Raw genomic sequence first — 5,771 nt, 5'->3', positions numbered from 1 at the left:
TACGGCGAACTCAAGGATGCGCTGGCCGGGACAGGCATCGAAACCGCTGCTGGCGCCGATGCGCTGGTCGAGGCGGCGAAACGTCCAGTCGACCTCGTGATGGCGGCGATCGTCGGGATCGCGGGGCTGGCGCCGACGATGGCCGCACTCGAAGCCGGAACCGACGTTGCGCTCGCCAACAAGGAAGCTCTGGTATCATCCGGCGAGTTGATGACCGCGGCTGCGCGCAAATCGGGCGCGACGATCCTGCCCGTCGACAGCGAGCATAATGCGATCTTCCAGTGCCTCGCGGGCGGGCGGATCGACCAGGTGCGCCGCATCATCCTCACAGCCAGCGGCGGCCCTTTCCGCACGATGAGCGCCGAGGGCATGGCGAGGGTTACGCCCGCGCAGGCCGTGGCGCATCCGAACTGGTCGATGGGCGCCAAGATCAGCGTCGATTCGGCGACGATGATGAACAAGGGCCTCGAGCTGATCGAGGCGCACCATCTGTTCCCCGTCGGGCTCGACCGCATCGAGATCCTCGTCCACCCGCAATCGGTGATCCACAGCCTCGTCGAATATATCGATTGCTCGACGCTCGCGCAGCTCGGCTCGCCCGACATGCGGATCCCGATCAGCAGCGCGCTCGCCTGGCCGCAGCGGATGGCGACGCCGTGCGCGCCGCTCGACCTCGCCAGCATCGCACGGCTCGATTTCGAGGCGCCTGACGAAGTGCGCTTTCCCGCGACGGCGCTCTGCCGCACGGCGATCGCGCAGGGCGGCGCCCGGCCGGCACAGCTCAACGCCGCGAACGAGATTGCGGTGGCCGCTTTCCTCGCTGGCCGCATTGCCTTCCCCGCGATCGTCGATACGGTGCGCCGGGTGATCGATGCCGAGGCACCCGCAGTGCCCGCATCGCTTCAGGACATATTCAGCGTCGATGCGTCATCCCGCGCGGCTGCACAGAGGTTTGTGGACCAATATGAACATGCCTGACATTCCGCTTTGGCTTTATCCGGTCGCGTTCCTCGCGGTTCTGGGGCCGCTCGTGTTCGTGCACGAATATGGCCATTATATCGTCGGCCGCTGGTGCGGGGTGAAGGCGGATACCTTCTCGATCGGTTTCGGCCGGAAAATCCTCGGCTGGACCGACAAGCGCGGCACCGAATGGAAGATCGGCTGGTTGCCGCTGGGTGGTTATGTCCAGTTTGCGGGCGACCGCGACGCGGTCAGCCAGCCCGACGCCGACTGGCAGCAATTGCCCGCCGAGCAAAGGTCGCACACCTTTCCCGCGCAGCCGGTGTGGAAGCGTGCGCTGATCGTGCTTGCGGGGCCGATGACCAATTTCCTGTTCGCGATTGCGATCTTTGCCGCGCTGTACATGACTTACGGCATTCCGCAGACGCCGCCGGTGATCGGTGGGGTCGCGGCGCAGAGTGCCGCGCAGCAAGCTGGCCTCAGGGTCGGCGATCGCATCGTCGCGATCAACGGCCGGCCGATGAAAATATTCGACGATATTCCGATGGCGGTCGCCACGGATCTCGGCAAGCCGGCCGATCTTGTGATCGATCGCGGCGGCGAGCGGCTCGACATCACCTTGCGGCCGCGGATGATCTCGGAAACCGATCAGTTCGGCAACAAGGTCGAACGGGCCATTATCGGCGTCCGTTCGGGCGCGCCGGTCTACGATGCTGTTGGCCCGTTAACGGCGGTCCAGACGGGCGCTGCGCATACCTGGGGGCTGGTCCGGCTGACAGGCAATATCATGAGCCAGTTCGTGACCGGCCAGCGTTCCGTCAAAGAAATGGGCGGGCCGATCCGGATCGCCAAGCAGTCGGGCGAGGTGGCCACGCTCGGGGTAGCGGTGCTCATCTCGTTCATTGCCTTCATTTCCATCAATCTGGGGTTCATCAACCTCTTGCCATTGCCCATGCTCGATGGCGGTCATCTGGCCTTTTACGCCTATGAGGCGATCCGGCGACGTCCCGCGCCTCCGCAGGCGCAGGAATGGGCGTTCCGATTCGGCTTTGCAGCGATTGTCACGCTGATGCTGGTCGTAACTTTCAACGATTTGGGCTCAATTGGGGTGTGGGACAGGATCGCCCGCTTGATTGGCTAACGATTCCGGGGCAGGGAGTTGCGCGCGATCCTGCGGTCAGGCGGGTTTGTCGCTTTTGAGTTATTTTTTCGGGATGAACAGCGTGGCTTCACACAAATTCTCGGCGCGGACACAGCTGTCGGCCTTCCTCATGGCAGGCACGATGCTCAGCGCGCCGGTGATGGCGCAGCAGGTCGCTCCGCCGACGGTCCCGGCGCCCGCTCCCGAAGCGGCGCCGACCGCGACGACGGTCCAGTCGATCACTGTCGTCGGCAACCAGCGGCTCGAGGCGCAGACGATCCTGTCGTACCTGCGCCTGCGCGTCGGCCAGCCCTATGACCGCGCGACGCTCGACCAGGCGCTCAAGGATCTTGCCGCAACCGAGTTGTTCAAGGACTTCCAGATTACCGACAATGCCGGTGCGCTGCAGATCCAGGTTACCGAGAACCCGGTGATCAACCGGGTCATTCTGGAAGGTAATAAGCGCCTGAAGGAAGACAAGATCCGGCCCGAGATAAAACTCGCGCCGCGCCAGATCTTCACCCGCTCGAAGGTTCGTGCCGACGTCGCGCGCATCATCGAGCTCTACAAGCGCCAGGGCCGCTTCGCCGCGACGGTCGAGCCCAAGATGGTATCGCTCGACCAGAACCGCGTCGATGTCGTGTTCGAAATCAACGAGGGGCCGAAGTCGAAGGTCCGCCAGATCAACATCATCGGCAACGAGAAGTTCAGCGACGGCGATCTCAAGGACGAGATGGCGACCAAGGAATCGGGCCTGCTGACGATCCTGTCGTCGAACACCAGCTACGACCCTGATCGCCTCGCCTATGACCAGCAGAAGCTCAGGCTCTTCTACCTGCAGAACGGCTATGCCGATTTCCGCGTGATTTCGGCGGTCGCCGAACTGACGAGCAACAAGCAGGACTTCATCATCACCTACGTCGTCGAGGAAGGCGAGCGCTACAAGTTCGGCGACGTCGACGTGAAGAGCGAAATCCGCGACTTCCAGCCCGAAATGCTGAAGAAGATGCTCCCGATGAAGAAGGACGACTGGTACGATGCCAAGCTCGTCGAAGACACCGTCGAGAGCCTCAGCGAAACCGCGGGCCTGTTCGGCTACGCCTTTGCCGACATCAATCCCGAATTCCGCCGCGACGCCGAAACGCGCACGATGGCGATCACCTTCAACGTCGGCGAAAGCCCGCGTACCTACGTGGAGCGGATCGACGTCAACGGCAACACGCTGACCCACGACAAGGTCGTACGCCGCGAATTCCGCCTGAACGAAGGCGACGCTTTCAACAGCTTCGGTATCAAGCGCACCGAGAACCGCCTGAACAGCCTCGGCTATTTCCAGGAAAATCTGGAAATCGAGCGCAAGGAAGGCAGCGCGCCCGACCGCATCGTCCTCGAAACCAATGTCGAGGAAAAGCCGACGGGCGAGCTGTCGCTGTCGGCGGGCTTCTCGTCGATCGAGAATTTCCTGCTCCAGGCGTCGATCCGCCAGCGCAACTTCCGCGGCCTCGGCCAGCAGCTCCAGGCGTCGGTCAATTATTCGAGCTATTCGAAGTCGATCGAACTCGGCTTCACCGAACCCTATCTGTTCGACCGCAATATCTCGGTCGGCGGCAGCGTCTATCGCCGCGACCTGAACTCGTTCAACTTCATCAACAACGATCGCCGCACGACGTTCCAGCAGGTTACGACCGGTTTTCAGCTCAACGCCGGTGTGCCGCTTACAGAATTCATGTCCTTCTTCGCGCGCTACAGCCTCAATTATGACGATGTGACGCTCGACAAGGATCTCTATTATTTCGGCGGCCAGTGCGATCCGTTCGTCGCGGGCCGCTACCTCTGCGACGCGATCGGCACGCGCACGACCTCGCTGATCGGTTATACGCTGGCCTATGACGACCGCGACAACCGCCTGCGCCCGACGCGCGGCCAGTCGCTGTCGCTCAGCCAGGATTTTGCCGGCCTTGGCGGCAGCGTCAAATATGTGCGTACCCGCGCGAACGCATCGAAGCACTTCAATCTCGGCAGCCGCTTCATCCTGAACGTGTCGGCCGAGGGCGGTTATATCTATCCGTTCGGCGGCCGCCCGACACCGACCAGCGACAAGGTTCGCCTGACCGACCGTTTCTTCCTCGGTGAACCGCAGATGCGCGGTTTCGACATTCGCGGTATCGGCCCGCGCGTGATCCGCTACGGCGTCGACAATACCGATCCCGCCAACCCCAAGGTCATTACCGACAGCAACAGCGATCGCGGCCAGATCGACGACGCACTCGGTGGCCGCGCTTATTATCAGGGCCGGCTCGAGCTTGATATTCCGCTCGGCACCGGCGCGAAGGAACTGGGGCTGCGGCCGTCGATCTTCCTCGATGTCGGGTCGGTGTTCAGCGTGAAGCGCCCGACGCTGACAACGCTGGCGAATTTCAAGGATCCCGCCGACGGCCTGACCAAGAATCTGTGCCGCAATTCGACCACCGGCGGCGTCAGCTTCGCAACGCAGGGGCTGGTCGATCACGATGGCAACGCCAACACGCCGCCGATCCCCGGCGGCGGCTACATAAGTTGCCCGGACGGTACGACCTCCAACCTCTCGCCGTTCGAAGAACGTTTCTTCGGCGACACGTGGATGCCGCGCGTCTCGATCGGCGCCGGGGTCAACTGGAACTCTCCTTTCGGTCCTTTCCGGATCGATTTCGCTTACGCCCTTCGCAAAGAAGAGGGCGATGACACCAAACGCTTCTCATTCAACGTAGGAACCCAATTCTGATGAAGAAAATTCTTGTCGCTTCGGCGCTGGCCGTCGCCACCCTGTCGGTTTCGCCTATCCTGTCGGCTCCCGCTTTCGCACAGGCGAAGGGCGTTGGCGTCGCCGACGTTCGCATCGCCGCCGCGCGCTCGAACGCTTTCCAGGCGGCATCGACCCAGATCGAAACCACCTACAAGGCGCAGATCGACCAGCAGCAGTCGCGCGGACAGACGCTGCAGGCCGAAATCAACGTCCTGATCGCCAAATATAACGAAGAAGCGAAAAAGACGCCGCAGAACCAGACGACGCTTCAGGCCGCGGCCAAGGCGGTGCAGGACAAGCGCCAGGCAGCGCAGACCGAACTCGGCCGCATCGGCGCGCCCGTCGACCTCGCCATCGCCTATGTCGAGGATCAGATCAGCGTTCGCATGAACGAAGCGGTCAAGGCTGCGATGACCGCGAAAAAGATCGACCTGCTGCTCAATCCCGACGCGGTGTTCGCGCGTGAAAACAATGTCGACATCACCGATGCGGTGGTTGCCGAACTCAACCGCATCCTGCCCACCGTCTCGACCGCGGTTCCCGCCGGTTACCAGCCGGGCCAGCTTGTCCAGCAGCGCAACCAGCAACTGATGGACCAGGCGCGCGCCGCACAGGGCACGCAGCCGGCCGCTCCGGCGCCCGCCGGCACCGCGCCCACCACGCGCTAAGCATATGGCGGACGGGGAAAACGGGGCAGGGGCCATGGGTCCGGTGGATATCCGCCGGATCCTGACGCTGCTGCCGCACCGTTATCCGATGCTGCTCGTCGACCGGGTGGAATCGATGGTGAAGGACACCTCGATCCACGCGGTCAAGGCGGTGACGATGAACGAGCCCTTTTTCCAGGGGCATTTCCCCGGCCGGCCGATCATGCCCGGCGTCCTCATC

At 63.0% G+C, this 5,771-nt stretch carries 4 protein-coding genes and 1 pseudogene; all 5 read left to right on the top strand.

From position 1 onward, the window contains the following. A partial coding sequence (gene dxr / locus VGD20_RS07520) for a 1-deoxy-D-xylulose-5-phosphate reductoisomerase (RefSeq protein WP_331133850.1) occupies positions 1–978 on the top strand: 978 nt, incomplete at its 5' end. Further along, positions 971–2,101 carry an RIP metalloprotease RseP gene (gene rseP / locus VGD20_RS07515; protein WP_331133849.1) on the top strand — a complete coding sequence of 377 codons (1,131 nt, stop codon included), beginning with the start codon at positions 971–973 and terminating at the stop codon, positions 2,099–2,101. The genes dxr and rseP, both read left to right, overlap by 8 nt. 73 nt (positions 2,102–2,174) lie before the next feature. Then, on the top strand, positions 2,175–4,862 hold the full coding sequence (gene bamA, locus VGD20_RS07510; RefSeq protein ID WP_331133848.1) for an outer membrane protein assembly factor BamA: 2,688 nt from the start codon (positions 2,175–2,177) through the stop codon (positions 4,860–4,862). Beyond that, the gene (locus VGD20_RS07505; RefSeq protein WP_331133847.1) at positions 4,862–5,551 is read left to right on the top strand and encodes an OmpH family outer membrane protein; all 690 of its coding nucleotides are present in this window, start codon (positions 4,862–4,864) and stop codon (positions 5,549–5,551) included. The genes bamA and VGD20_RS07505 overlap by 1 nt, the downstream gene beginning before the upstream one ends. A 4-nt stretch (positions 5,552–5,555) precedes the next feature. Then, positions 5,556–5,771: pseudogene (locus VGD20_RS07500) on the top strand (3-hydroxyacyl-[acyl-carrier-protein] dehydratase FabZ); the annotation flags it as partial.

Origin of the sequence: Sphingopyxis sp. (assembly GCF_036402335.1) — a bacterium.
Classification (GTDB): Bacteria; Pseudomonadota; Alphaproteobacteria; order Sphingomonadales; family Sphingomonadaceae; genus Sphingopyxis.
Note: the sequence above shows the minus strand (reverse complement) of the source record. Positions and strands in the feature narration are given on the sequence as shown.

What these genes read in the sequence shown, in the direction of transcription:
- rseP (WP_331133849.1), top strand. Translation starts at nt 971, where the DNA reads ATGCCTGACATTCCGCTTTGGCTTTATCCGGTCGCGTTCCTCGCGGTT.
- bamA (WP_331133848.1), top strand. Translation starts at nt 2,175, where the DNA reads ATGAACAGCGTGGCTTCACACAAATTCTCGGCGCGGACACAGCTGTCG.
- VGD20_RS07505 (WP_331133847.1), top strand. Translation starts at nt 4,862, where the DNA reads ATGAAGAAAATTCTTGTCGCTTCGGCGCTGGCCGTCGCCACCCTGTCG.